Below are 24318 nucleotides of genomic sequence, written 5' to 3' on the forward strand. Positions count from 1 at the left end.
GCATCCGGCCTGCCGAGGCCGTCCCGGCTACTCCTGTGCCTCCCCGCTGGTGAGCCGGGCGACAATCAGCGCGACGAGGATGATGCCGCCGTAGATCGCCTGGATCCAGAACGACGACACCTGCTCCAGGACGAGAAGGTTCTCCAGCATTCCCAGAAGCAGCGCCCCGAGCAGGGCACCGAGCAGGGAGCCCTTGCCGCCACGGAGGCTGATGCCGCCGATGACCGCGGCAGCGAAAACGGTGAAGATGAGGCCGCTGCCCTGGTTGGCGTTGACGGCGCCGACACGTCCGGCAATGACCAGGCCCGCTATGGCGGAGAGCGCTCCGCCGATGACCAGGACGTTCCAACCCACCCGCTCGACCCGGATTCCCGCGGCCCGGGCGGCGGGGGCGTTGCCGCCGATCGCGTAGACCGCGCGACCGAGCCGGTGGTAGCGGAGTACGAATCCCGCGACGGCGAAGCACAGGGCGGTCAGCCATACGGATTTGGCGAGTCCGAGCCAGGTCTCGGATCCGAGCGCGAAGAACGCCTCGGGGGCATCGAAGAGGGTCTTGCCCGAGACCATGCCGACCAGGAGCCCGCGCAGCACGATGTTCATCGCCAGGGTGACGATGAAGCCGTTGAGCCGGAGTCCCCAGATCAGGATGCCGTTCACCGCCCCGATGAACGCCCCGACGAGGGGGATGATCGCCAGGCCCAGCCAGGTGGGAAGCTCTGTGCCGAAGCCTGCCGACGCAACGGGGATGACGACCATGAATCCCAGGGCGGGGGCGAGACCGGCGATGGACTCCAGGGAGAGGTCCATCTTTCCGCTGATGAGGATCATCGCCTCGGCGAGCACGAGCAGACCGAGGGCCGACGAGGCCGCCAGGATGTTTGTCAGATTGTCCCGTTCGAGAAAGTGTTCGTTGCTGACAGCGCCGACGATCAGGAGCAGGATCAGCGCCGGCAGCAGTGCGAGGTCGCTGATCCTGCTGAGGGCCGGCCTGTGGGCGGGGACGGCCCGGGGCCGGGTGATCTCATTCATGAGCGGGAGTGACCCCTTCGATCGACGCGACCAGCTCGTGGTCGGTCCAGCCGGCGGCGTGCTCTGAGGTCAGCGATCCGTTGAACATCACCAGGACACGTTCACAGGCGCGTAGATCCTCCATCTGATCGGAGACGATGAGCACCGCCTGCCCCTGGGCGCTGACCCGATCGACGACGGAGAGCAGAGCGCGCTTGGACTTCACATCGACACCGGCCGTCGGGTTGATGAGCACCAGCGCCGCCGGGTCGGTGGCAAGTGCCCGGCCCATGTCGATCTTCTGCTGGTTGCCGCCGGACAAGCCGATGACCGGCTGGTGGGGCCCCTCGGTCGTGATGTCGAGGTCGGAGATCGTCCGGCGGGTGAAGGCATCACGGGCCTTGGGGGAGATCAACCCCAACGGGCCGAGCCGGTCGCTGATCGTCATCGAGACGTTGTCGGCCACCGACAGCTCCGGGACGAAGCCCTGGGAGTACCGGTCGCGCGGTACGCATCCGACACCCGCGGCCAGCGCTGAAGGGACATCGCCCGGCCGCAGCGGACGGCCGAGAATGCTGATCCGTCCGCCCGTCGGCCGGTAGAACCCGGCCAGCGTCTCGGCGAGCTGATGACTGCCGGACCCGGCGAGGCCGGCCAGGCCCACCACTTCTCCGGCCCGGATGGTAATGCTGACGTCGCGAAAGTGCGGGCCGCTGAGGCCGTCCACCCGCACCACGACGGGCGCGTCCGCCGTCGGCCGGGGTACGGAGCCGAGCCCCGCGGCCGGGCGTTCACCGGTGTCGAGGAGCGGGTCGCGCTCACCGGTCTGGAGTCCCCAGTCGCCTGTCATGGCCTCGATCAGCTTCCGTCTGGACAGCTCGCCCACGGGCGCGGTGGTGATCCGGCGGGCGTCGCGGAGCACGGTGACGACCTGGCAGACCTCGTAGATCTCCTCCAGGTGGTGCGAGATGTACAGGAAGGTGACTCCGGCGGCCTGAAGTCGTCGCACATGGCGGAACAGTCGGTCGATCGCCAGGCTGTCCAGCAGGGCGGTCGGCTCGTCCAGGATGATGAACCGGGCGCCGTGGGAGAGTGAGCGGGCGATCTCCACCATCTTGGTGTCCTCAACGCTGAGCCTGTCGGCCGGCACGCTCTCGTCCACCTCTACTCCCCACTCGTCCAGCAGGGCGCGGGCCGCGCGGCGCATCCGCCGCCAGCTGATGACCGAGCCGCGGGTAGTGGGATGGCGGTTGATGAACAGGTTCTCCGCGACACTGAGGCCGCCGACGACTGTGGACGCCTGGTAGACGCAGGCGACCCGACGCCGCCACCCCTCCCGGTCGGCGGCGGAGGGAGCGGGCTCACCGCCGTAGAGGACGGTCCCGCGGTCCGGCCGCTGGAGTCCGGTGAGGATGTTCACCAGGGTGGACTTGCCCGCCCCGTTGCGGCCGACGAGAGCGTGCGACGCACCGGGAAGGACCGTGATCTCGACATCGTCGAGGGCGACGGTCGGCCCGAAGCGTTTGGTAACGCCGTGGGCCTCGGCCAGCGGGTGGACCCCCGGAGGCCCGTCGGCCGCCATGGGAGGCGGGGTCTGCTTCATCCCGGTTCTCGCTTCCTCACTCAGCCGACCCGGTTGCCCCACAGGTTCTTGTCGTCGACGTTCTCCCTGGTCACCAGCGGAGCCGGAAGCTCGTCCTCGAGGCTGCCGCTGGGCAGTCTGACGATGGTGCTGTTGTGGTCGGTCGGTCCCACCTTGAAGGTTTCACCCTCCATGGCCCGTTTGATGTAGTACATGCCGTATTTGGCGTACAGGTCGGCGGGCTGAGAGACGGTGGCGTCGATCTCGCCTCGGCGGATGGCGTCCAGCTCTTGCAAAATGCCGTCGTTGGAGACGATCACGATGTGTCGTGGGTTCCCGACCGGAACGAGTGCGTTGTGGCGTTTGAGCGTTTGCAGAGTGGGCGCGAGATAGACGCCTCCTGCCTGCATGTAGATGCCCTTGACATCGGGGTTGGCGGTGTACAGCGCTTCCAGCCCGGTCGCCGCCTTGTCCGCCTGCCACGAGGCGGCCACATTCAGGATCCGAATGTCCGGGTAGTTCTTCCGGATGCATTCGGTGAACGACTCCGAGCGGTCCCGGCCGTTGATCGAAGCGAGATCGCCCTGGATCTGCACCACCTTGCCGGTCTTCACCGCCTGGCCGAGCCGCCGGCATGCCTTTTCTCCGTAGGCTCGGTTGTCGGCCCTGACGACCATGGCGACTTTGCCCTTGTCGGGCGCCACGTCGACAGCGATCACCGGCACGCCTTTGCGAGCCGCAGCGTTGAGACCGCCACCGATCGCTCCTGAGTCCAGGGGCGAGACGACCAGGCCCTTCACGTCCCGGGTGAGCAAATTCTGGATGTCCCGGATCTGTTTGCTCGGGTCGGAGTCGGAGTTCACCGTGGGGAGCGCGTCGACGCCCTGAGCTGCGGCCTGCTGCGGGACGTAGTGGTTGTACGCCTGCCAGAACGGCGAGGTGAGGAACGGGAGTACCACACCGACCTCGCCCGAGGCGGTCGAACCACCGCCCGCTTCCCCGCTCCCCTTGCCGCCGCAGCCGGTGGCGAGACCGGCCACGAGGGCGAGTGCCGCCGCGGCGAAGGCTACGCGCTTCATCGTGCTCAGCTCCTGAATCTGACTGCCCGAGAACGGGTCCAGGCGATGCGGGAAAGGCGCGGGGGCGGAGGTTCCGGGGACGGGACCGGTGGCGGAGGTTCCCGGGACTGGACCGGTGGCGGCGGTTCCCGGACGAGGACCGGTGGCCGAGGGCGAGCCGGCCGCCCTTGGCCGCTCTCGTTGGGCTCAAGGCGCGGACCCGGGTCCCATCCAGAGCCCCGATATGCCGCCGTCGACGGCCAGTACCGTCCCAGTGGTGGCTCCGGCCAGGGGTCCGGCGAGGTAGGCGATGGCGTCAGCCACCTCCCGCGCGGTGACCAGGCGACCGCTCGGCTGGCGGGCGGCCAGGGCGATCCGCTCGGCTTCGGGGTCCGCGGAAGCCGCGAGCAGCCGCGCCACCCAGGGCGTGTCCACAGTGCCGGGGTTGACGCAGTTGACCCGGATGCCCTCGTGTATGTGGTCGGCGGCCATCGCCAGAGTCAGCGAGAGGACCGCTCCCTTGCTGGCGGAGTACAGCGCGCGTTGCGGAAGCCCGACGGTCGCGGCGATCGAGCAGGTGTTGACAATGGCGGCGTTGCGGGACCTGCGCAGATACGGCAGTGCCGCCCTGCTGGTTCGCACGACGCCGAGCACATTGACCTCCAGGACGTGGTGCCACTCGTCGTCGGAGTTGTCCTCGACGGAGCCCTGGCTGCCGATACCCGCGTTGTTGACCAGAACATCCAGACCGCCGAGCTCCTCGATCGCCAGGCTCATGGCGTGGGCCACCGACTCACCGTTCCCCAGGTCGGCCGTCAGGGCACGCAGATGGCCGGGCATCTGCTCCGGGGCGCGGTCGAGGACCACGACACGGGCGCCGCGCGCGGCGAGTGTCTCGGCGGTGGCGAGCCCGATGCCCGACGCCCCGCCCGTGACGATCGCGGCCAGCCCTTGGAACTCCTGGGCACCCTGGGTGATTGATGTGGTCATTTGGAAGGCTCCTCCATCGCGTTGAGCCAGCCGACACCGTCGGGGAACGCGTAGGTGCGCAGCGTCCCGGGACGCATGGCGGAGCTGAATCCGGGGGTGGTGGGAGCCGCGTAGTGCCCCCGGGAGACGACCACGGGATCGAGGAAGTGCTCGTGCAAATGGTCGACGTACTCGATGACGCGGTCCTGAAGCGTGCCGGAGACTGCCAGCCAGTCGAACATCGCCAGGTGCTGGACGAGCTCGCACAGTCCCACGCCGCCCGCGTGCGGGCAGACAGGAATCCCGAACTTCGCGGCGAGGAGCAGTATGGCGATGTTCTCGTTGACCCCGCCGACCCGGCAGGCGTCCAGTTGCAGAACGTCGATGGCCTGCGCCTGGAGCAGCTGTTTGAAGACCACCCGGTTGGGGACGTGCTCGCCGGTCGCGACCTTCACCGGGGCGACGGCCCGGCGGATCTCGGCATGGCCCAGGATGTCATCCGGGCTGGTCGGCTCCTCGATCCAGTAAGGGTCGAACTCGGCAAGCCGACAAATCCAGGCGACGGCCTGCTCGATGTCCCAGCGCTGATTGGCGTCCAGGGCCAGCCGGATATCCGGACCGATCGCGGCACGGGCGGTCCGGCAGCGCCGGATGTCGTCCTCAAGGTCGGCTCCGACCTTGAGCTTGATCTGGGTGAAGCCATCTGCCACGGCCTGGCGGGCCAGCCGGGTGAGCTTGCCGTCGGGGTAGCCGAGCCAGCCCGGCGAGGTGGCATAGCCGGGATAGCCCTCGGCGAGCAACCGGACCTCGCGTTCCGCCTTGCCCGCCCGGGCGCGACGCAGGATCCGCAGCGCGTCCTCATGCGTCAGTGCGTCGGTGAGGTAATGGAAGTCGATCAGCGCCACGATCTGCTCGGGAGCGAGGTCGGCGAGCAGTTTCCACAGCGGCTTGCCCTCGTGCTTGGCGTACAAGTCCCATACGGCGTTCACAACGGCCGCGACGGCCATCTGCATGACACCCTTCTCAGGGCCCAGCCAACGCAGCTGGCTGTCACCGACAAGCGCCTGCTGGAAGTCGCCCAGCCCGGTGAAGAGCTCAACCATCGGCAGGCCGACCACATACGACCGCAGCGCCTCGATCGCCGCCACCTCGACCTCATTGCCCCGGCCGATGGTGAAGCAGAAGCCGTGCCCTTCCAGGCCGTCCTGGGCGTCGGAGCGGAGGATCACATACGCCGCGGAGTAGTCCGGGTCAGGGTGCGTCGCGTCCGAGCCCTCAAGACGTCGAGAGGTGGGGAAGCGGATGTCGTACGTGTCGAGTGCCGTGATCCGGGCCCGCGCCCTGTGCTGACTCATGCCCGGCTCCGCCTCCACCCCACCCTTCGACCGCAATACCCATCTTCATACCTTCAGCAGGTGATATCTGCATTTCTGCCCTGGAAAGTGGCTCTTTCCAGGTGAAGCTCTCCGGCGCCGGCCTCGCACTTCGCGCGGGTGCTCAGCCGCGAGGGCCGGTCGCCCGGCCGCGACGCCAGCACCTGAAGAACCCTACGAAGCAAGGAGAACCGCGGCAGGCGGCCCGCAGGGCGTCAGCTGCCGGTGTGGTGCGGGCGTAGGCGGTCGGCGGTGGCCGAGCCTACGACTACGGGAAGCGAAGCCGATGACGGTGGCCAGGGCGCACCAGCGGGTGACGGTCCCGCGGGGTTGGGCTGGAGGTCGCGAAGGGCCAGGGTCGGGGCCGATGGACGCGTGTGGGTCGGGGGCGTGGTGCGGTGTCGTCGCCTGCGGTCGCAGTCTACGAGGCCTGCGGTCCGACGGCCGGGCGACACGTCGCCGACGCCAGACGGTGCCGTCGTGCCACACGAGCGGCGTGGACGCGCGGTCCGAGATGTTGCCTCCGGTGCGGGACTCGGCCCCCAAATGCTGGGCTTCGCTGTACGAGTGCTTGGCCCGCGCACCGCTTCGATCCGCGACGCAGCGACCAAGATCCGGGCCATTCACGGACCAGCGGTCCCACTGATGACGCCGCAGCCACCATTCCTGCCGGTCAACAGCGGTACGGCACGTGTACCACCATGAGACGAAGAACCTACTGGTGTCGTACTCGCCGAGGAAGCTGGGCTTCTTCTAGACACGAAAGAGGACGCCTGACCGGGGCAGATGATGACCGTCAGGCGCCCTGCTGGGCGCACACCTGAGCAACGAGTCGAAATGCGGCCCGACTCCCGATGTCTCCCACCGGTATCGCAGCTCTGAGCATGGTTGCGCGCTTCGGCCAGGAACTTGGCGTAGTGGCGGAAGAGGACCTGGATGCTCTGCGCGGCTCGGCGGGCACACTCCGCAGGGTCGATGCCGGAGGCCAAACAACACGATGCCGTACGCCGCGGCAGCGACGTGGTTACCCGCTGGGCTTGATCCGCTTTGGCGGACATCCGAGATCAGGGGTTCAGCCCCGGGAGGTCGCCAAGGACATCGATCCGGCCGAGACCGCGGTGCCTGACCGGGGGAAGCAGGCCGAGGTCGACGCGGGCGAACGTGACGGCCCGACCAGCAGCGAACGAGAGGAACTGGCCGCGCCGCGGCGGGAGGACCGCCCTTGCGCGAGGGCACGGTCGAGTCGATCGAGCCCAAGGTCTTCGGAAAGGTCAGGGACACCAACCTCACCGGCCCCTGCCTCGGTACCCGGGCGACAGCTCCGTCGATGCGCAGACAGGCGCGGGATCCATCGCCGACGTCTCGTCCTCGCAGGCCTCGGCCACGTCTCGTCCTCGCAGGTCCTCCGGCCGCGTCAGGCCTCGCCCGCACACAGCGCCGGCAAGTGGAGCCCTCGCGGCCTGATGCGGGCCGCGGCCAGGAGACTCAGCCGGGACAGGCCGGCGTTCGGCTCAGCGGTCCATCTGGTGCTGTGGATCGCGGCCGGGTGACTGATCTCGCTCTCCGTCGCGAAGTACGGTTCGTTCGGCGCCGTGTGCGGGCCACTCACCGCCTTCGTCGCGCTGCTGCCGTGAGCCAACCTGACCGGTGTCGCTCTGTTCCTCGGCATCACATCCACCGATCAACTCGAAGCCACCCGCGCCGGCCTCCCAGCCGCCGCGGGACGGACCCGGGGCGCAGTCCCCGCGACTCCCCCGGGATATTCACGCCCTCACGGAGACTTCTGTCCCAACTCTTGACCCGCCGAGCGAGGAAGTGCACAGTCTTGTTAATACGCATTACCTAATACGCATTAACGGCGCCGCCGACAGAGCCGGACCCTGCCCCTGAGGAGAGAACCACTGTGGAACACAGGAAGCGGCCCGGGCGGACGCCCGCTCCGGCCGGGCGTACGTCACGGCCCCGGCAGGCCGAGGTGGCTCGGCTCGCGGGAGTGTCCCAGGCGACCGTGTCCCTGGTGCTCTCCCCGAAGCCCGACGGCAAGGGACGCATCATCTCCGAGGAAACCCGCCGGCGGGTCCTGGAGGCAGCCCGCAGCCTCGGCTACGTGCCCGACCCGGCCGCCCGACGCCTGGCCGCCGCCCGCAACAACCTCCTCGGCGTCTTCAGCTTCACCGCCACGTTCCCGACCGATGTGCAGCACTCGTACTACCCCTTCCTGGTCGGCGTCGAGCGCGAGGCGGCGGCCCTCGGCTACGACCTGGTGCTGTTCACCGGGTCGAGCACCGGCGGGGCGGGGGCCGCGGGGCCCGACGCCCTGAGCCGGGTCCGGCTCGCCGACGGCTGTCTCTTCCTCGGTCGGCACACACCCCGGGCGGAGCTCAAGCGGCTGGTCGAGGACGGCTTCCCGGTCGTGCACCTGGGCCGCCGCGAGGAGTTGGAGGGCGTGGCATGGGTGGGCGCGGACTATGTCGAAGCCACGCGTGACGTCGTAGGACACCTGGCCGAGTTGGGGCATCGGCGGATCGTCCTCGTCCGCGAGGACGACGACGCGCCCGCCTCGACGGACCGTCAGCGCGGCTTCCTGGAAGGGCTGGAAGCAGCAGGTCTGCCCTCCAGGCCCACGACTGTCTTCCGGTCCGTCGATCCGCAGCGGGAGTTCACGCTCGAACGGGTGCGCGCCTGGGTCAGCGAAGGGGTGACGGCCTTCGTCGCGGAAGAGACCGACACTGGGGCGGCCTGGCGAGGCTTGCTCTCCGCCGTGCGCGAGGCGGGCCTCGACTGCCCCGGAGAGGTGTCTCTCGCCCTGCTCGGCAGCCCGCCCGCCGACCTTGCGGGCGAACCCGAACCAACCGGATTCGACATCCCCCGGCCGCAGTTGGGCGCCGCAGCCGTACGTCTGCTGGCTGCGCTCGTCACGGGCGAGGAGGCGCGAGAACCACTCGTCAGTTGTGTCTTCCGCCCGGGTCTGACGGCCGGACCGCCACGTGCCCGTCCCTGAGCACGCCCCAGGCAGACCCACCCCCCAACAAACGCGAACCAGCAGCAAGGAGAAGCGTGATACCCGAAGCCGACATCCTCGTCGTGGGCGGCGGTCTTGGTGGCGTGGCCGCCGCACTCGCCGCCTGCCGGGCAGGACGCAGCGTCGTGCTCACCGAGGAGACGGACTGGATCGGCGGCCAGCTCACCAGCCAGGCCGTACCGCCCGACGAGCACCCATGGGTCGAGCAGTTCGGCACGACCGCCTCATACCGGCGGCTGCGCGAGGAAATCCGGAAGTACTACCGCCACTGGTACCCGCTGCGGGCCGAGGCCCTGGCGCTCACCGACCTCAACCCGGGAGCAGGCCGCGTCAGCAAGCTCTGCCACGAGCCACGGGTCGCCCTCGCCGTCCTGGAGGGCATGCTCGCGCCCCACCGGGCAGCGGGACGGCTGACCGTACTGACAGAGCACCGGCCGATTTCCGCCGATTCCGACAACGATGTCATTCGGTCGGTAACCCTGAAAGACCTGCGCGACGGGACACGTCGCACCCTGACCGCGCGTTACGTCCTGGACGCTACCGAGACGGGCGCACTCCTCCAGCTTGCGGGCGTCGAACACGCGAACGGGGCGGAGGCACGCGCCGAGTTCGACGAGCCGCACGCCCCGGACGAGGCTCAGCCCCTCAACCAGCAGGGCATCACGGTCTGCTTCGCACTCTCCCACCACGAGGGCGAGGACCACACGATCGACCGCCCGCAGGACTACGACTTCTGGCACACCTACCAGCCCTCGTTCTGGCCCGGCCCCCTGCTCGGCTTCGAGGCGCCCGACCCGCGCACGCTGGAGCCGGTGCCGCGGACCTTTCTGCCGAACCCAACCCTCGACCCGCTCAGGGTCTCCGCCGACCAGAGCGCCGATGCCGGCGACAAGGAACTGTGGGGCTTTCGCCGCATCCTCGCCCGTAAGCTGCACTCCCCCAGCGCCTTCGACTCCGACATCACGCTCGTCAACTGGCCGCTCAACGACTACTGGCTCAAGCCGTACATCGGCCAGGAGGCCGAAGCGCTGTGCGAGGCACGGCAGTTGTCGCTGTCGCTGCTGTACTGGCTGCAGACCGAGGCACCGCGCGCGGACGGCGGCACCGGCTTCCCGGGCCTGCGCATCCGCCCGGACGTGACCGGCACGGCGGACGGCCTGGCCAAGGCGGCGTACGTCCGCGAGTCCCGCCGTATCAAGGCGGTCACCACCGTCACGGAGCATGACGTGGCGATCGACCTCGTCGGCCCCTACGGCGGCACGCGCCACCGCGACTCGGTGGGTGTCGGCAGCTACCGCATCGACCTGCATCCCTCGACCGGCGGCGACAACTACATCGACATCGGGTCCGTGCCGTTCGAGATCCCGCTCGGCGCGCTCGTGCCGCGCCGGGTGCGCAACCTGCTGCCTGCCGGCAAGAACATCGGCACCACGCACATCACCAACGGCTGCTACCGGCTCCACCCGGTGGAGTGGAACGTCGGCGAGGTCGTCGGCGCCCTGGCCGCGCACTGCGTGGCCGAGGACGTCGAGCCGCACCAGGTGCAGGCCGAGGACAAGCGGTTCGAGGAGTTCGCCCAGCTCCTCGACCGCGACGGCGTGCAGCGCCACTGGCCGGACGTACGCGGCTACTGAACGACCCACGCGCGGAGGGGAGTTCCGGGCGGGGCGGCTCCACCCGCCCCGCCCGGTGACCGCCCGCGCGAACCGATCCAGCACAAGGAGGTGCCCGGACATGAACACACCCCGCATCCGCGTCGGCATCGACGTGGGCGGAACCTTCACCGACGCCGTGGCCGTGGACGCCACGACCCTCGAACTCCTGGGGCAGGTCAAGGTCCCCACCAGCCACCATCACGAGGACGGCGTCGCGCACGGCATCGTCGAGGCGCTCGACCGGCTCCTGGAGCAGACCGGCTGCGCCCCGGCCGACGTCGCCTTCCTGGCGCACGGCACGACCCAGGCTACCAACGCCCTCCTGGAGGGCGACGTGGCGACCGTCGGTCTGATCGGCATCGGGACCGGCCCCGGAGCGGTGCTCACCCGCCGCCTCGCCTCGTTCGGCAAGCTCGAACTCGCCCCCGGTAAAAGGCTTCCGCTGGCCTACGCGCATGTCACCGACCCTCAGGACGAGGCAGCCGTCCGCCACGCCGTCGAACGGCTGAAGGGCGAAGGCGCACAAGTCCTCGTCGCCAGCCAGCCGTTCAGCGTCGACCGCCCCGAGGGCGAACAGGCTGTCCTGGACGCGGCACGGCCGTACGGGCTGCCCATGACCGCCGCGCACGAGATCACCTCGCTGTATGGGCTGCACAAGCGCACCCGCACCGCCGTGGTCAACGCGGCGATCCTGCCCCGCATGCTGGCCACCGCCGACCTCGTCGATGCCTCCATCACCAAGGCGGGCGTGACCGCGCCCCTGATGGTGATGCGCTGCGACGGCGGCGTGATGGCGCTCGGCGAGATGCGCCGCCGACCGCTCCTGACGGTCCTGTCGGGACCGGCTGCCGGAGTCGCGGGCGCTCTGATGCAGGAGCGTGTGAGCGAGGGCGTGTTCCTGGAGACCGGAGGCACTTCGACCGACATCAGCATCGTACGCCGCGGCAAGGTCGCCGTCCGGCACGCCACCATCCTCGGCAAGACCTCCTACCTGAGCGCCCTCGACGTGCGCACCGTCGGCGTCGGCGGCGGCTCCATGGTGCGGATCGGCGAAGGCCGGGTGACGGGCGTGGGACCGCGCAGCGCCCACATCGCGGGACTGCCGTACGCCTGCTTCGCCTCCCCCGACCAACTGCGCGACGCCAAGGTGGACACCGTCCGACCCATGGACGGCGACCCCGCCGACTACGCCGTGATCGACGCGGCGGGCGGGCGGTTCGCCGTCACCATGACCTGTGCCGCCAACGCCCTCGGCCGCGTCCCCGAGGGCGACTTCGCCCACTGCGCCCCCGAGACGGCGCGCGCCGCGATCGCTCCGCTGGCCGCCGCGCTCGGCACCGACGTCGCGACCGCGGCCACGCAGATCCTCGACGCGGGCATCGCCCAGGTGAAGACGGTGGTGGACGCCATGATCCGCGACTACCGCCTCGACAGGGACACGGCGGTCCTCGTCGGCGGAGGCGGCGGTGCCGCGTCCGTCACCCCGCACCTCGCTGACACCAGCGGCATGGAGGGCCGGATCGCCCGCCACAACGAGGTCATCAGCCCCATCGGCGTCGCCCTCGCGCTCGTACGGGAACAGGTCGAGCGGATCGTGCCCGGCGCCACGCAGGAACAGATCCTCGCCATCCGGGCCGAGGCGGAGCAGGCTGTCGTCGCCCAGGGCGCCGCCGCCGAAGGCGTCGAGGTCGAGGTCACCGTCGACCCGCAGACCAACACCGTGCGCGCGGTCGCGACCGGCGCCACCGAACTGCGCACCCAGGACCGGTCCCACCGCGCCGACGACACCGAGCGGCTGCGTGCCGCGGCGACCAGTCTCAAGACCGACCCCGCGGCGGTCCACGTCCTCGCGGGCACGGCCGCCCACACCGTCTACGGCACGCAGACGCGCCACCGCTTGCGGCCGACCCGCCGTCCCATACGGATCGTCGACGTGGACGGCGTCGTGCGCCACCACGCCGCCGACGCCCGCGTGGAGACCACCACCGTGGCCGGCGCCCCGGAGGTGCTCGCCCGGCTCGTGGGCGAGTCCACCTCGTACGGCGACGGCGGGGTACGCTCTCCGGCCCTGCGGCTGCTGCTCGGCTCCCGCATCGCCGACCTGTCCGGCGTCCTCGATCCGCAGCCTCTGCTCGCGCTGGCCCACAGCGAGTTGCGGGCCCGCGCGTCCGACGAGCCGGTGGTCGCGGTCCTGGAGGTGCGGTCATGACGGCCACAGCGGATGAGCTCACCGTCCAGGAGAGGGAGTTGAGGGATCCGGATCTGGCGTCCGTCGACGACGTCGAATGGGCCGTACGGCTACTGGCCGCCACGCCCACCCACGAGGGTCGCGACCGCGAGCTACTGCGGCAATGGGCCCGTAGGGCCGACGAGTTCGGATCCCGGCTCGCCCCCGTCCCGTCCACCGCGCGCGTGGTCGAGCGGGACGGCGGCTTGGAGCGGATGCTGCTCGCCCGCTACACGTCACGGCCGCCGACGGTCGAGCTCTACACCGACACCCTCACTCTCGCCGAGGAGTTGGCCGACGCCCGTGGCTGGCGTGCCTGGTACCCGCCGGGCTCGGTGCGAGCGGCCGCGCTCGCCCACGAGGCCGTGCACGCCCACCTCCACCACGGCCCTGCGAAGGCAGCTCTGAAACAAGCGCTCGACCACACCGTGCTGCGCCTCGGACGCCACCGCATGGCCGGCCATGTCGCCGGTGCGGAGGAGGTCGCCGCGCACGCCTATGCCAGGACCGTCTGCGGACTCGGTCGCAGCCCCCTGCTCCTCACTGCCGCGCTTCGCGCTGCGCTCACCCGGCCCGGAAGAGAGAACTGACTCATGGGTGTCGTCATCCTTCTCGTCATGGCGGCCGGCGTCGCCCTGATGCTCACCCGCAGACTGCCCACCGCCTTCGCGCTGGCCCTGCTCGCCGTCGCCATCGCCTTCCTTGCCGGGGCCCCGCTCACCGGCAAGAACAGCGTGCTGGACACCGTTCTCCAGGAAGGCGCGCCGACCCTGGCCGCCACCATGATCGCGATCATTCTGGGGTCCTGGCTGGGCAAGCTCCTCGACGAGACCGGCATCGCGGGCACGCTCGTCCGCAAGATCGTCGAGTTCGGCGGTGACCGCCCGACCGTGGTGGCCCTCGGCGTCCTCGCCGTGTCCGCACTCGTCGGTACGGTGACCGGCTCGGCACCCGCCGCCATGCTCGCCGGCATCATCGGCATCCCCGCCATGATTGCCGTCGGCGTGCCCAAGGTGACCGCAGCGGGCACGGTGCTGATGGGCATCGCCGTGGGCATCCCCTTCGAGCTGCCGGTGTGGCAGTTCTTCTCCACCGCGCTGAATCTGCCGATCCCGACCGTGCGCGGCTTCATGGTGAAGCTCTTCCCGTTCGCCCTGGCCGCCGCCCTCGCGTTCGTCCTCGTCGAGACGCGACGACGTGGCACCGAGCACGCCTGGTCGCTCAAGTCCGTCGACGCGAAGCCTCGTTCACGACGCGTGCAGCTGGGCGACGCACCCTGGTACGCGCTGCTCGCCCCCGCCGTCCCGCTCGTTCTCGCCCTGGGCTTCGAACTCGCCATCATCCCCTCGCTGTTGGCGGGCGTCCTGTACGCGCTGGTCACCACGACCCGGCCCGGCGAGATGAACAAGCGGCTGCTGCGCACCCTGTACGGCGGCTTCGAGGTGGCCGCCCCGCCGATCGCCCTGTTCATCGCCATCGGCATCCTGCTCGCGGCCGTGAAACTGCCCGGCGCCGTGGACGCACTCGAACCGCTCGTCAAGGCCGTCAGCCCGCACAACCCCGTGGTGTTCGTCCTCGTCTTCACGCTCCTCGTCCCGCTGTGCCTCTACCGCGGCCCCCTCAACGTGTTCGGGCTCGGCGCGGGCATCGCCGGCGTCCTCATCGCCACCGGCATCTACCCCGCGGCCGCGGTCCTCGGCATGGCCACCTCGTACAACCAGGTCTTCGGCGTCGCCGATCCCACCAGCACACAGACCGTGTGGAGCGCCCAGTACGCGGGCGTCACTCCCCAACAGGTCATGGTGCGCACCCTGCCGTACGTCTGGGCGGTCGCCCTCGGCGGCCTGTGCGTCACCGCCGCCACCTACCTCTGAGCCCGCGGCCCCGTCCGGGCCCGCCGAGCGGCAACCTTCTGGCATTGGAGCCGACCATGCACGAGCCTCACCTCGACCGGCGTCTCTTCCTGCGCGCCACCGCCGCCACCGGAGCCGCCGTCGCCGTCGGGACGGCCCTGGGCGCCCAGCCCGCGGCCGCGGCGCCCGGCGGATTCCCCGACTACACCTACGTCCGCACCCTTCTGACGCCATCTCAGCTGGAGTACAACCCCACCGGCGAGATCATCTTCCCCTGCATCAGAGGCGTCTACGACAAGCTGAGCTCCCCCCTCGGCCGTTACTACCTGTACTACGCGCCGCACGACGCGCCCGGTGGGATCTGCCTGGCATACGGCGACTCGCTGGAAGGGCCGTTCACGGAGTACCCGTCGAACCCGATCGTCTCCAACAACTGGTCCCCGCACTACTCTGTCAGCCATGTCTCGTCCCCCCACGTGCTGTGGAACGCGGACGTCAAGGAGTTCTGGCTGTATTTCCACGGAGAGAACACCACGACCCGCCTCGCCCGCTCGGCCGACGGGATCCACTTCACGTACGACAAGGTCGTCCTGTCGGCATCCATGCTCCCGGCAGGCACCACGGAGACGTCGTACGCCCGGGTCTTCCGCCACGACCTGCCCTCACGCAACGCCCGCTACGTGATGGTCTTCATGCTCAACAACACCACCAACCACCGTGACATCCACTGGGGTTGGTCCGCCGACGGCCGCACCTGGACCTACGACCAGCAGCCACTGATCCGGCACGGCGACGTCGGCGCCGTCAACGTCGGCGGCCCGCACCTTCTCTACCGCAACAACAGCACCTACGTCGTCTACAACAAGGACAAGGAGAGCGGCGGCGACATCATGCTCACCGAAGTCGGCAACGACTTCAGCAAGCGCAATCACCTCGGCGTCTTCTACGACTCGCACAACACAGCTCCGGAGAACGGGCGCGCCGCGGCACCTTCCTTCGGCACCGACGGCGGCGTCCCATACATGATCTACGAGGCGGGAGAGAGGCTCGCGGGGGCCATCGCGATGGCCCGAGGCTGAACCGCCGGGTCCCCCTCCGGTGACGTCCGGAACCCGTCACCGGAGAGGGACCCAACACCTCACCGCATCACAGCCTCCAACCAGAACGCCTTGCCCTTCGAGGTGTTCTCGGACAGGTCGATCGGCAGTCCCTCGGTGCGCAGCTGCTCGCCCGTGAACTCGCCCTTCGCGGTGTGGGACTGGCTGCCGTCGTCGTCGATCGTGATGTCGGTGACGGCGTAGGTCGTACGGTCCTTGAGCCAGCGCACCTTGGCATCGACGACCGTCTGCGCGGTGCCGGCGGCGGTCGCGATGAGGAGCGCGGTGCGGCTCCGGGCGTCCGCCCACATCCACACGTACGGGCCCTTGCTGCTGTCCCACTGCGTCGTGTCCCAGCCCTGGCCCAGGTGGACGGGCAGGAACTGGCCGTCCGTCAGGGCGGTGATCTCGGGCCGCCTGCGCCAGGCGTTGAAGACGCCCATCAGCCGCACCGCCGCCTCGGGCCACTTGGTCGCGTCGCCGGGGTCCTGGCCGAACTTGACCGCGCGGACGGCCATGTAGGAGTAGTAGTCCTCCATGCGGCCGGTCATCTTGCCGCCGTTCATGTACGTCGCCCCCATCGGCAGGTGTCCGAACGCGGTGAGCGCCGTGCGAAGCGACAGGTCCTCTCCGGTGACACCTCCGTTGGAGGTGTTCCAGCCGTTGTACGCGATGTGCAGCAGGCCGTTGTTGCGGTCGCCCTGAGTGGGAGCGATGTCGAGTTCACTGGTGAGCTTGGGCAGGTACTGAGGGTTCTTCGTCACCAGGTCGTTGAGCATCGTCCTGGTGAGGACGGCCTTGCGGTAGACGTTGTCACGCGCGTGCGAGTAGGCGGTCGTCTGCTCGTTCTGCCAGTACTCGGTGAGGTCGATCATGTGCTGGGTGACACCGTAGTCGTTGAGCAGCGTCTCGATCTGCCCCCTCTTGTAGGCGAGTTGGGCCGGGTCGGCGAGGTCGCGGCCCTTGAGGTGGCCGTCTCCCGTGAGGGAGAACCACAGGCCGAAGCCGAGTCCGTTGTCCTTGAGGGTCTTCGAGAGCGTGGCCAGGCTGGTGATGGACTTCTTCATGGCGTCGCTGGGTTCGATGGAGTCGCGCGTGGTGTTCCAGTAGTCGTCGAGCATCACCATGTCGAGGCCTGCCCGCCTCGTCTGCGGGATGACGGTGTCGTAGTGGTAGCCGGCGGGCAGTTCGTGGCCCGGGCCGCCGCGGTAGTCCCAGTCGTTCTGGTGGAAGAGCGTGGTGGTGTCGTGGTACTTGAAGCGCTTGCGGAAGTGCAGTTCGTCGGCCATCTTGCCGTCGACGACATCCCCCTTGAACACGGTCAGGTTCACCGCGAGATACTCGAACTCCTCACCCGACAGCAGCGTCAGTTGAAGCGATTCGGGGTGTGTGTCCACGGAGACGGTGTCCTGCTCGTGCCAGGCGTTGATGCCCGCGAACGGCGGCAGCATGTAGTCGGTCGGGTAGTTGCCGTTGCCGCGCTGCGTCTTCCAGTTGAGCTCGGGGCTCACGCTCCAGCCGTGCCCGGTGTCGTACACGGTGAGGGCCTTCTTCGGCCAGGACCTGCCGACGGGGTCGGTGCTCAGGGACCCGCGGGTGCTGAACCACTTCATGTTCGGGACGTAGTGGAGGGTGTGCGGCTCGTCCGGCAGCCGCAGGTCGATCACGGTGGAGCGGGTGAGGGTGAGTTCACGGGCCGTGTCCTCGTTGCGTACGAGGGTGAAGTAGCGCAGGCCCGCGTCGCCGTCGTAGATCTCGAAGACCAGGGTGACGCGGAACGGGCGGGGCGCGGTTCTGTGCAGGGCAATGCGGACGCGCTCCCCGACCCGCCAGGACCTCTCCTTCGTGCGTACGGTGATGAGTTCCCTGGTCGTCGCTCCCAGGCGCCACCCTCCGTCGTCCGCGCGGACGGTGTCGGCGCCGTCGAGTTCGTGGGCGAAGAGCAGCGAGGGGGCGCTCAGGTAGTCGTTTCCGGCGCGCTTGTTGAGGATCCGCGTGAGGTGGATCCCGCCGTTCTGGTAGGTCACGGTGGAACGCAGGGAGTCGTTCTCGAAGGTCCAGTCTCTGGTTCTGTGTCGGATGGTGTCCGACACCGCGGCGGCGGGTCCGGTGCCTGCCGCAAGGAAGGCGGCCGAGGCCGCGCCGAGGAAGAGACGACGGCTCACAGGAGGCATGGCGGAGATCACCTTTCGTCGGAGGGAGGGTCGATACGGAGTTCGACGGCCGTGATGGCAAAGGCCAGCGGCCCGGGCAGGAGCGGGGCGAGCAGCGGGAGCATCCACAGGAACGCGACGCACAGCCCGATGGCTGCCGCGATCTGGGCGCAGCCCGCCGGATCCGCGACGGAGCGTGTCGCGCCCCGGCGCAGGGCCGGACGCCAGCCGCGCGCCGCCTCCGGATCCGCGGCGGTGCGCAGAACTCGCGCGAGGGCCGGTCAGCGGCCCGCAAATCGCCGTCGACGGTCGCCGGTCACCCGCGATGACAACGTTGCCATTGCGGACAGAAAGGCATCGGGAAGAAAAACGCGGCGTGCGCATCATCGCGAGGATCTCTCCATCAGAGGGGCGAATGACGTGGCGCGGGAGCACGGCCCATTGGGCCGTGCGGGGTGAACGGCGGGCTGCAGCAAGCGCTTTCGCCTCCAGGAAACCTAAGTGGCGTTCGACCGGCCGGTCAACGGTGCTGCAGGAAATGCTTGATTGAACCGAAGGTACGCGTACGCCGATCGTCACACGTGACCCGCCGCGTACCGCAAGGGGCTCCGAGAGCCTTGACGTGCTGACGGGACGACCACAAAATGACCGCACGCCCTGACAACGTTGTCGAAAGGTTGCGTCGATGTCGCAGCACGCCGTGGGGTTCACACGCCGTCAAGTCATGCAACTGCTCGGCACTTCCGGCATCGTGACCGGCTTCCCGCTCATCTTGAGTTCGGGCCGGGCCTCCGCCGCGACAACCACGGCCGCCCCAGGAGCGGACCCTGTCTCCGACACGTACTACCGCGTCCTGCTCTCACACACCCGGTGGTCGGAACAGCAATGGGACCCGGCCCAAGGCCACTACACCGACAAGGATTTCGGTTTCGCCGTCGTACTCGGCAACGCCGTCCTGCTGACCCGGGGCCCGTACGACGCCGAGCGGGCCGGAGTCGACAAGGACACCCTGCGCGCCAGAACCCTCGCCACCGTGAAGCACTTTGCGGCATCCAACCGGCTGACCGGCGGCACCCAGTGGGGACGCAAGCTGTTCTTCGACACCACCTTCCAGTCGTACTTCGTGCTCGCGGCCCGGCTGTTGTGGGACGACCTCGACGAGGCGACGCACCAGGACGTCGACACCATTGCCCGCGAACAGGCGCAGTTCACCACGCAGTTGGGCACGGTCGATGATCCCGACTCGGGCGGCTGGACCCCGCATGGCCTGAGCGGGGGCTTCGAGGGCGACACCAAGTTGGAGGAGATGGGGGTCTATGCCCAGTCACTGGCCCCAGGTGTGGCCTGGGCGAGCGACGATCCGCGGTACGAGGCATGGCGCGCCGCCTTCGGCCGGTGGAGCCGCAACGAGGCGGGGCTGCCGGCCGCCGACCTCGCCAACCCGGCCCGCGTGGACGGGGTCGCCGTCAGCGCGAACACCGCGCAGAACCTCTACGACACGTTCATCGTCGAAAACCACGGCTCATTCGGCCCGCACTATCAGGAAGAACTCTGGCGTACTTCGGGACGCAACAGCGCCCACTTCTTCCTCTCGGGCCACACCCTGCCCGAGGTGCTCACGGCGCAGCCGAATGCCGGGCCGTTGTGGCGGACCCTCCTCGGAGTGATGAGCGATGCGGGAGAGCCCCTGATGCCGATGGTCGCCGATCGCGAGCACCTCTACGGCCGGGACGTCATTCCGCTCGCCTTCCTGGCCCAGGTCGTCGGCGACCGCGCGGCGGCCCGCTGTGAACTGGCCCTGGCCGAGCGCCTGGAGGCGTATCAGGAGTACCCGCCGCAGTACCGCCTCGCGAAGTTCTCGGGCGAGCCCAAGTACGAGCCGGAGGCCCGGGCCGAACTGGCCATCAGCTACCTCCTGCACGAGTGGCGGGCCCGGTCGGGGCAAGCACCCGTGCGTCCCCTGTCACAGCGCGAGCTCTTCGAGCAGGCGAGCGGCGTCACCGACCACGGCTCGGGTCCCGGCCTCGTCTCCCATCAGTCACCGGGCGCGTGGTCCGGTGTCGTCAGCAAGTCCGGCTTCGTGAAGTTCGCCTGGCAACCGGCCCATGACGACTGGCTGTTCGCACTCAGCGGTACGACACCGATGTTCCTGCCGAGCACCAGCGCCAAGATCACCGGGCGTTCGGTCGTCACGTACTCGCTGCCGCGGGACGGGTTCGAAGGCAGCGCGAGCCTGCTCACGCTGGACAGCGGGTATGCGGGGTTCACCACGTTGCCGTCCGGCGCCGTCGTGTACGCGACCTCCGGAACGGCGTACGGCGAGGGCCACTTGGAGGTGCGCAACCTGGCCATGCCCGGGATGCCGGGGCTGGACGGGGACCGTACCTATCAGGTGGCCGAGGGAGGCACGACGGTCGTGGCCGGGAGCGATGCCACCACGTCCGCCGGCCCGCGCGTCGACGAACTCACCTTTCCGCGCGGCCGGTTCCGTTTTCTGCGCATGCTCGGGGTGCGTCCCGACCCGTCGTACGGCTATTCGCTGTACGCCTTCGAGATACGTGACGGAGCCTCGGGCGGCGACCTGGCACACGGGGGTGGGTCGACAGCCTCCGCCTCCTCCTTCGATCCGGGCAAGGAGCCCGCACTCGCCGTCGACGGTGACGCCACAAGCCGCTGGGCGGTGTCGCGCGCGGACCGTCCACGGGCGGACAGCTGGATCGCGGTCGACTTGGGCGCGTCCCGGGACGTGGACCGGGTGACGCTTCGCTGGGAGGCCGCAGCGGGCCGTGCGTACCGGATAGTGGGATCGGTCGACGGGCAGCAGTGGACCGACCTGGGTGCCTGGCCGCGACCAAACCTCACCAGCCACGGCGGATGGCTGGACATCGACGGCCGCGCGGGTCTCCTCGTACGAGGCGGCGCCAACCCGCTCTCGGTATACGGCGACACTGTCGTCCTCTCCGACGGACCGGCCGAGAGCGTCCTGGTCGAGGCACTCCCCGGCGCAACGCCCGAGGAGCTGCGTACCGCGGCCGCCCACAAGACCCCGTCGACGCAGTCCGCACAGGTGAAGGCAGCCCTCACCGACCACCACCTGAGCCTGTTCAACCTTTCCTCGGACTCCGTGACCACCACCGTGACGATCCCGGGTTCGCCTGCCGAAGGAATCCGCCTTTACCAAGGCGTTCAAACCGTCACCGAATCGGGCACGGCCTTCCACGCCGAACTGTCCGCCGCCTCTGCCGTCCTGGCGCCTCCGCGCATCGTCCTCTCCGGCGCCCGCATTCCTGTCGGGCTCCGCGCCGAGGTGTGCGACGGCCGCACCGTACGACTCAACGGGCCCTCCTGCCACGTCACCGTCTCGGCACAGGGCAAGAGCCTCGACGCCACGGTCCGTGCGGGCCGCACGACCACCGTCACCGTGCCGCGCGCCACGGCGTACCCCCTCGCCGACCTGGCAGTCGGCCGCACCACCTTCCCGACCGCACCGTTGCCGCCCGGTATGACGGACCCCAAGGCCGCAGTCGACGGCGACGCAGGCACCGCGTGGTCGCCCGGTCCGGGCGGTCGCATGGTCGTCGACCTGGGTGCCGAACAGCACATCACCGAGATCCGGACCCTGTGGCGAGGGGGCCATGCCCCAGCATCCCAAGTCGAGTTCAGCCTGGACGGCCGTACGTACAGCGGCGCAGCGCAACTGTCGGCGCGTGGCGTCCTGCGCACCGACAGCACCGCCCGCTACGTGGCACTACGGGTGATCACATCAGCCGCGGGCCCTGCCTCACTCATCGCCCTCACTATTGCGTAGGAGCGACCGCACCGGAGACGTCCGTCTTGGGATGATCCGACGCACAGGGTGCGGCCCAGCGTGCCGCCGCTCGGCGGCTGGAGGACATTGCCTCTCTGGCGGGTCTGACCACCGGTGCGGTGCACTCCGTCTTCGGCGGCAACCGCCGGCCAGGAGTTCCCTTACGGATCAGTTGGTGGTCAGCTGTACGAGCGCTACCTTGACTCGGAGGACGCGGTTGTGCCGCCCTCCTCGCGCATTGAGGCCTACGTCGAGACACTGGTCGAGAGCAGTCCGGCCGAGGCGCCGGCGAAGGCGCCGGTACAGATGGCGGCGATGCGTATCCCGGCGCGGCCGGCGAGTTCGGGGGCGGCCATCACCCGTGGGTGCGTAGGACGCCGGTAGTCCTCGAAGCCCGGGACGATGATCGTGTCCGCTTCGGCGAGCGCTTCGAGTCCTTCGGTCAGCCCTACCGGCGTCTCCCCACGCACCCTGACCCGCCTATGGCGCCAGGAAACCGGCGTCAGCCCCCACCAATGGCTCCTCACCGCCCGCAGCAACCGCGCGCGAGAACTCCTGGAGACCACCGACCTCCAGGTGGAACAGATCGCCATCCGGTGCGGCCTCGGCAGCAGCACCAACATGCGCGCCCGATTCCGTGACACCCTCGGAATCACCCCCACGGCCTATCGCCGCACCTTCCAACACCAAGCAGCCTGATGGCCTGGCCTTCCCCGCGACCACACGCGGAAGGTCTGTCAAACGAGCGGTGTAACCGGGCTTGTTGGTTACTGGCGGGCTGCTGAGAGGCGGCCGTCGAAGGTGATGTCGAAGGCGTTCAGCGCGGTCTTCCAGCGCAGGGTCCAGCGGGCCTGGCCCTTGCCGGTGGGGTCGAGCGACATGATCGCCATGTAGACGCACTTCAACGCGGCCTGCTCGTTGGGGAAGTGTCCGCGGGCTTTGACCGCTCGCCGGATCCGCGCGTTGACCGACTCGATCGCATTCGTCGTGCAGACGATCCGGCGGATCTCGGTGTCGAACCGCGGGAACGGAGTGAACTCCCCCCACGCGTTCTCCCACAGTTTCACGATCGCCGGATACTTCCTGTCCCAGGCATCGGCAAACTCCGCGAATCGGTCCAGGGCGGCCTCCTCGGTCGGTGCCGTGTAGACCGGCTTGAGGAGCCCCGCGATCTTGTCCCAATCCTGGCGGGCGGCATAACGGAACGAGTTCCGCAGCAGATGGACCACGCAGGTCTGCACGATCGTCTGCGGCCAGACGGTCTCCACCGCCTCAGGCAGGCCCTTGAGCCCGTCGCAGACCAGCATGAGGACGTCGCCGACGCCGCGGTTCTTGATCTCGGTGAGGACGTGGAGCCAGTGTTTGGCGCCCTCACCGCCATCGCCGGCCCACAGCCCCAGAATCTCCCGCCGGCCCTCGGCGGTGACGGCCAGGGCCACGTAGATGGGCCGGTTGGCGACCGCACCGTCACGGATCTTGACATGGATAGCGTCGATGAAGATGACCGGATAGACGGCGTCGAGCGGACGGCTCTGCCATTCGGCCACGCCTTCCAGCACTTTGTCGGTGATGGTGGAGACGGTCTGGCGGGAGACCTCGGCGCCATAGACCTCCGCCAGGTGGGCCTGGACTTCACCGGTGGTCAGTCCTTTCGCGGCCAGCGAGATGACCATCTCGTCGACGCCGGTCAGGCGCTTCTGCCGCTTCTTGACGATCTTCGGTTCGAAGGAACCGTCCCGGTCGCGGGGCACTGTTATCTCCACCGGTCCCACGTCGGTCAAGACGGTCTTGGAGCGTTTGCCGTTAGGGGAATTGCCTCCGTCCTTGCCGACCGGATCGTGCTTGTCATAGCGGAGGTGATCGGTGATCTCGCCTTCGAGAGCGGACTCCAGCAGTCGCTTGGTCAACTGCTGCAGCAGCCCGCCCTCGCCGGTCAGCTGCAGGCCCTCGGCCTGGGCCCGGCTCACCAACTCGATGATCAGCTGATCGTCCACGGCTTTCGCCGACACAGCCGCTGCCGACTCGACAGCCTCATGCTCGGTCAGGTTCTCACTGGTCATCGATGCACCTTCCATGATCGGGAGTTACACCGAACGATTCACAGTCCCGCTCTGCGTTGTCGCGGGGTCATGTGAGTTGGTACCGGCCCTCTACGAGTGCGATGAGTTTTCCCGGTCTGCTGGGTCTCTATTGTGTGCGATCGTCGCGCAGGGAGTGGGTAGTGGCAGTGACGGACAGGGGCGTCGGTGGTGCGCTTGAACTTGATCAGGTAGGTGCCGAGGTGACGGCCGTGGGCTGTTCACGTGATCGGATCGTGGGCATTGAGGTTGTCAACGGGGTATCGCACGACGCCGGGGGGCGACGGTGATGCCGGCTGGCGAGGAGTTCGCCCGTCTGGCCGAGCCGTTCCGGCCCGAGTTGCTGGTCCACTGGTATCGCATCGTCGGTTCGATACATGATGCCGAGCACCTGGTGCAGGAGACGTACCTGCGGGCCTGGCGGTCCCACGACAA

At 69.0% G+C, this 24318-nt stretch carries 17 protein-coding genes and 1 pseudogene; 10 read left to right on the top strand and 8 right to left on the bottom strand.

The features are described from left to right. Positions 1-27: 27 nt before the first annotated feature. The 5 genes from KVT44_RS43695 to KVT44_RS43715 form a co-directional block, all read right to left on the bottom strand. A complete protein-coding gene (locus KVT44_RS43695; protein WP_217573554.1) occupies positions 28-1029 on the bottom strand; it encodes an ABC transporter permease in 1002 nt (333 codons plus the stop codon). Beyond that, positions 1022-2611, bottom strand: coding sequence for a sugar ABC transporter ATP-binding protein (locus KVT44_RS43700; protein ID WP_217573556.1), 1590 nt, complete (start codon positions 2609-2611; stop codon positions 1022-1024). Before KVT44_RS43700 ends, KVT44_RS43695 begins: the two co-directional genes overlap by 8 nt. Positions 2612-2631: 20 nt before the next feature. After that, positions 2632-3669, bottom strand: coding sequence for a sugar ABC transporter substrate-binding protein (locus KVT44_RS43705; RefSeq protein ID WP_190173599.1), 1038 nt, complete (start codon positions 3667-3669; stop codon positions 2632-2634). A 186-nt stretch (positions 3670-3855) separates the two neighbouring features. Beyond that, positions 3856-4638 carry an SDR family NAD(P)-dependent oxidoreductase gene (locus KVT44_RS43710; RefSeq protein WP_217573558.1) on the bottom strand — a complete coding sequence of 261 codons (783 nt, stop codon included), beginning with the start codon at positions 4636-4638 and terminating at the stop codon, positions 3856-3858. After that, positions 4635-5972 carry an enolase C-terminal domain-like protein gene (locus KVT44_RS43715; RefSeq protein WP_217573560.1) on the bottom strand — a complete coding sequence of 446 codons (1338 nt, stop codon included), beginning with the start codon at positions 5970-5972 and terminating at the stop codon, positions 4635-4637. The genes KVT44_RS43710 and KVT44_RS43715 overlap by 4 nt, the downstream gene beginning before the upstream one ends. Before the next feature lie 1520 nt (positions 5973-7492). Between KVT44_RS43715 and KVT44_RS58915 the strand changes: the two are divergent. The 7 genes and pseudogenes from KVT44_RS58915 to KVT44_RS43745 all read left to right on the top strand — a co-directional run. Further along, positions 7493-7789: pseudogene (locus KVT44_RS58915) on the top strand (hypothetical protein); the annotation flags it as partial. A 176-nt stretch (positions 7790-7965) separates the two neighbouring features. Next, positions 7966-8991 carry a LacI family DNA-binding transcriptional regulator gene (locus KVT44_RS43720; RefSeq protein ID WP_217573579.1) on the top strand — a complete coding sequence of 342 codons (1026 nt, stop codon included), beginning with the start codon at positions 7966-7968 and terminating at the stop codon, positions 8989-8991. A 56-nt stretch (positions 8992-9047) separates the two neighbouring features. Then, the gene (locus tag KVT44_RS43725; protein ID WP_217573562.1) at positions 9048-10646 is read left to right on the top strand and encodes an FAD-dependent oxidoreductase; all 1599 of its coding nucleotides are present in this window, start codon (positions 9048-9050) and stop codon (positions 10644-10646) included. A gap of 100 nt (positions 10647-10746) precedes the next feature. Next, positions 10747-12876: a hydantoinase/oxoprolinase family protein gene (locus tag KVT44_RS43730; RefSeq protein ID WP_217573564.1), complete on the top strand. Its 2130-nt coding sequence runs from the start codon at positions 10747-10749 to the stop codon at positions 12874-12876. Further along, positions 12873-13484 (top strand): hypothetical protein, encoded by a 612-nt coding sequence (locus tag KVT44_RS43735; protein WP_217573566.1) that lies wholly within the window; start codon positions 12873-12875, stop codon positions 13482-13484. Before KVT44_RS43730 ends, KVT44_RS43735 begins: the two co-directional genes overlap by 4 nt. Before the next feature lie 3 nt (positions 13485-13487). Continuing rightward, positions 13488-14768, top strand: a complete 1281-nt coding sequence (locus KVT44_RS43740) for a TRAP transporter large permease subunit (RefSeq protein WP_217573568.1) — start codon at positions 13488-13490, stop codon at positions 14766-14768. A gap of 56 nt (positions 14769-14824) precedes the next feature. Then, entirely contained in the window at positions 14825-15826 is a 1002-nt protein-coding gene (locus tag KVT44_RS43745) for a hypothetical protein (RefSeq protein WP_217573571.1), read from the top strand. Positions 15827-15885: 59 nt separating this feature from the next. Here KVT44_RS43745 and KVT44_RS43750 read toward each other — a convergent pair whose 3' ends face one another. Further along, positions 15886-18018 carry a hypothetical protein gene (locus tag KVT44_RS43750; RefSeq protein ID WP_217573573.1) on the bottom strand — a complete coding sequence of 711 codons (2133 nt, stop codon included), beginning with the start codon at positions 18016-18018 and terminating at the stop codon, positions 15886-15888. A gap of 664 nt (positions 18019-18682) precedes the next feature. On the opposite strand from KVT44_RS43750, the gene KVT44_RS43755 reads away from it, so the two are divergent. Beyond that, positions 18683-21805, top strand: a complete 3123-nt coding sequence (locus KVT44_RS43755; protein WP_217573575.1) for a discoidin domain-containing protein — start codon at positions 18683-18685, stop codon at positions 21803-21805. 245 nt (positions 21806-22050) lie between these two features. On the opposite strand, the gene KVT44_RS43760 is transcribed toward KVT44_RS43755, so the two are convergent. Next, on the bottom strand, positions 22051-22275 hold the full coding sequence (locus KVT44_RS43760) for a hypothetical protein (protein ID WP_254650717.1): 225 nt from the start codon (positions 22273-22275) through the stop codon (positions 22051-22053). On the opposite strand from KVT44_RS43760, the gene KVT44_RS43765 reads away from it, so the two are divergent. Next, positions 22208-22504 carry a helix-turn-helix domain-containing protein gene (locus KVT44_RS43765; protein ID WP_308314267.1) on the top strand — a complete coding sequence of 99 codons (297 nt, stop codon included), beginning with the start codon at positions 22208-22210 and terminating at the stop codon, positions 22502-22504. The genes KVT44_RS43760 and KVT44_RS43765 overlap by 68 nt on opposite strands. Before the next feature lie 68 nt (positions 22505-22572). On the opposite strand, the gene KVT44_RS43770 is transcribed toward KVT44_RS43765, so the two are convergent. Continuing rightward, entirely contained in the window at positions 22573-23865 is a 1293-nt protein-coding gene (locus KVT44_RS43770; protein ID WP_254650704.1) for an IS256 family transposase, read from the bottom strand. A 307-nt stretch (positions 23866-24172) separates the two neighbouring features. Here KVT44_RS43770 and KVT44_RS43775 point away from each other — a divergent pair. Then, a partial coding sequence (locus KVT44_RS43775) for a sigma factor (protein WP_302832182.1) occupies positions 24173-24318 on the top strand: 146 nt, incomplete at its 3' end.

Origin of the sequence: Streptomyces sp. GbtcB7, assembly GCF_019091445.1 — a bacterium.
GTDB lineage: Bacteria > Actinomycetota > Actinomycetes > Streptomycetales > Streptomycetaceae > Streptomyces > Streptomyces mirabilis.

Bases quoted from the DNA above. Each gene is read 5' to 3' on its own strand.
- KVT44_RS43695 (WP_217573554.1), bottom strand. From the start codon at position 1,029: ATGAATGAGATCACCCGGCCCCGGGCCGTCCCCGCCCACAGGCCGGCC.
- KVT44_RS43700 (WP_217573556.1), bottom strand. From the start codon at position 2,611: ATGAAGCAGACCCCGCCTCCCATGGCGGCCGACGGGCCTCCGGGGGTC.
- KVT44_RS43705 (WP_190173599.1), bottom strand. From the start codon at position 3,669: ATGAAGCGCGTAGCCTTCGCCGCGGCGGCACTCGCCCTCGTGGCCGGT.
- KVT44_RS43710 (WP_217573558.1), bottom strand. From the start codon at position 4,638: ATGACCACATCAATCACCCAGGGTGCCCAGGAGTTCCAAGGGCTGGCC.
- KVT44_RS43715 (WP_217573560.1), bottom strand. From the start codon at position 5,972: ATGAGTCAGCACAGGGCGCGGGCCCGGATCACGGCACTCGACACGTAC.
- KVT44_RS43730 (WP_217573564.1), top strand. From the start codon at position 10,747: ATGAACACACCCCGCATCCGCGTCGGCATCGACGTGGGCGGAACCTTC.
- KVT44_RS43735 (WP_217573566.1), top strand. From the start codon at position 12,873: ATGACGGCCACAGCGGATGAGCTCACCGTCCAGGAGAGGGAGTTGAGG.
- KVT44_RS43740 (WP_217573568.1), top strand. From the start codon at position 13,488: ATGGGTGTCGTCATCCTTCTCGTCATGGCGGCCGGCGTCGCCCTGATG.
- KVT44_RS43745 (WP_217573571.1), top strand. From the start codon at position 14,825: ATGCACGAGCCTCACCTCGACCGGCGTCTCTTCCTGCGCGCCACCGCC.
- KVT44_RS43750 (WP_217573573.1), bottom strand. From the start codon at position 18,018: ATGCCTCCTGTGAGCCGTCGTCTCTTCCTCGGCGCGGCCTCGGCCGCC.
- KVT44_RS43755 (WP_217573575.1), top strand. From the start codon at position 18,683: ATGTCGCAGCACGCCGTGGGGTTCACACGCCGTCAAGTCATGCAACTG.
- KVT44_RS43765 (WP_308314267.1), top strand. From the start codon at position 22,208: ATGATCGTGTCCGCTTCGGCGAGCGCTTCGAGTCCTTCGGTCAGCCCT.
- KVT44_RS43770 (WP_254650704.1), bottom strand. From the start codon at position 23,865: ATGACCAGTGAGAACCTGACCGAGCATGAGGCTGTCGAGTCGGCAGCG.